This window comes from Herbaspirillum sp. CF444 (assembly GCF_000282135.1).
GTDB lineage: Bacteria > Pseudomonadota > Gammaproteobacteria > Burkholderiales > Burkholderiaceae_D > Herbaspirillum.
This window is the reverse complement of record NZ_AKJW01000075.1, coordinates 1-2348: the sequence shown is the minus strand read 5'-3', so window position 1 is coordinate 2348 and position 2348 is coordinate 1. Positions and strand designations below refer to the sequence as shown.

The window sequence follows — 2348 nt, the reverse complement described above, 5'->3', positions numbered from 1 at the left end:
AGCGTTGAGTGGAATGCTGCCCGGCCCATTTGTCCACGTGTTATTCACCTCCAAGGCAATGCCATCCGCCGCCTGTGCCGGGTTAAATTCGAAAGAGATGGCATCAGGAACGCCGTCTCCGTCGGTCGGTGCCAGCCAGACCTTAAGTCCGTCGCTATCAATTTCTCCTCTATACAAGGAGACCTGATTTTTGGCGGCATACACCTCGGCCTCGTTTGTCGAGGCCGAGGTGACTTTCAATGTAAAGGCCTTGCGCGCCGACGAGGCCACGAAGATTGTCAGTGTTCCCTCACCAATGACGCTGCCAGCAGTAATGGTGTCTGCACGGACAATGAACTTACCCGTACCAATCTTTTTCGTTTTATCAACAGTGATGTCCACCATCGCGTGCAGATCTGACGACAGCGTTGCCCTAGTATTACCGGCATCAAGTTTGGCATACGCAGGAAGCGAAAAATTATCCGTCCCATCGGAAAGATTCCTGATCGTGATATCAAATACCCATTGCTTATTCTTGCCGTCCTGAGGCAACGTCAATACCGCGGGACCGCTAATTTCAATATCGTCTGATTCAGTGAAAAGGCTCACTGCCGTAATCAATACGCCACGAATCAACCTACGAGTAGGTCCTTGATAGGGCTCTGCTGGCCCTAAGAACATTAGGAAATACTTGCCGTCCTTCTCCACAGAAAAGGTTAGTGTTTTTTCCGCCCATCCGAGCTGGCTCGTTTGGACGAAGGTTTGCACAGGAACTGCTGGCGAAACAAATTTATCAGTAGTCCAAATTAAGATCGAATACACCTCTGGCCCACCAATCGGATTATCGGGATCATCTCGCTCCGACCTGCGGTCCGCAGCATCCTTCCAGATCAGCGTATATTTTCTATCAGCGATTAAATCGACAGGATAATACATGTTAGGTTGGGAAAAGCTCCCCCCCGTACTCCGCTCCGTGACCAAAATACAATACTTAGCAGAATATGAATTGTTGGCGTTTTTCAGCCCAATATCGGCGTCATTAAGAATCTCGATCCATGCGGATGGGTCATGATATTTTCCCTGCGCCCATTTTGTTTTTTCGGTAAGAGGTCCAAGCTTCGGTACCACATAAGCACCGCCCTGAAAATGGGACTTATCTACATAACCAAAGTCGGTCAGATCATCTTCCTTAGGAATCAGATTGCCCAAATTCGCAGTCAGGAGAGTCATTCCCAACTCCTTTCATTAAACAAGTACATCAATAATTGCCAGCCATTTTTTGGACCAAACACTCCTGAATCCAACAACATAGTGGCGGAACGCCATGAATAGATCTTCTCAATTTATTCTTGCATGCAACTTATCTGGATCGATGCACATCTCCCCCCCCGGAGAAGCCTGGTCGAAAATCAGGTTCACTGCAGACGACGGGATAGCATCATCCGCATCCATGATCTGTCCAGGCTCATGCTATGGTGATCTCCTGTGATGCACGAATCACCTGGGTATCTACTGGTGTTGCGATAATCAGGAATTTGTCATCCTTCTGCAGCTTGTCCGACAAGGTCATCGTGGGAATGCTGACCTGCCCGTTCGTCTTGACATTCGCATCGATAGTCGTCTTACCGTTCCGGAATGTAACGCGGGTCGCGGGCTGCCCACCCTCTTGAAGAGTGAAGGTCACCCGATTTACCCCCGGCTGCGCAACAACAGACTTTGTCGTATCGGTATAAGCAATTAACGGTTCTGAGACCGAGTAGGTTAGCTTACCGGCCGGCGGACTCGCCCACCAATCCGGATGCGTAAATTCCATTGCTTCGATGGGGCGGTACTCCCTCACATCAAAATAGAGTGGAGGCAATGGACTCGTCATTCCTTCCGGGGTCGCCGTTATCGTGAACGGGCCCAACTTGCCTTTTTTGATCTGAAATGCCGGAAGCGGTACCGTCACCGGCCCGGAACCGCTCTCTTGAACGCTTACGGTTGCCTGAGTGGGCACCGTCTCCTTGCTCGGGGTAACGAATCTCGCAATGTCATTGCTGTCGTCATCGATATCAAATTGAATCTTGGCGCCATGCGGTATCTTGCCATCAATGGTCTGCCCCGTTACGTGGTAATCGGGCAGGAGTTGGGCATCGTATACTTCCTCAGGCTCGACCGCCTTCGCCAATGACAACGCTGTTCTGGCGGAGGAGTCGCTTGGACTGATGGCCCACTTGATTGCGTTGACGCTGAGTTTCACCTCCAATTTGTGCGCATCTTCTAAATCCCCTTCCGGGCGCAGGATCAATGTAGCAGTTACCGCCCCGTTGCCGGCCTTGATCCCGGCGATCACACCTTGCTTTGCAGCGTTGAGTGGAATGCTGCCC

Annotated in this window: 2 protein-coding genes; both read right to left on the bottom strand. The window is 50.9% G+C overall.

Annotation, left to right across the window (positions count from 1 at the left end):
• The coding region (locus tag PMI16_RS17115; RefSeq protein WP_007881860.1) for a hypothetical protein at window positions 1-1209 on the bottom strand (1209 nt) is incomplete at its 3' end.
• A 235-nt stretch (window positions 1210-1444) separates the two neighbouring features.
• A partial coding sequence (locus PMI16_RS17110) for a hypothetical protein (RefSeq protein WP_007881856.1) occupies window positions 1445-2348 on the bottom strand: 904 nt, incomplete at its 5' end.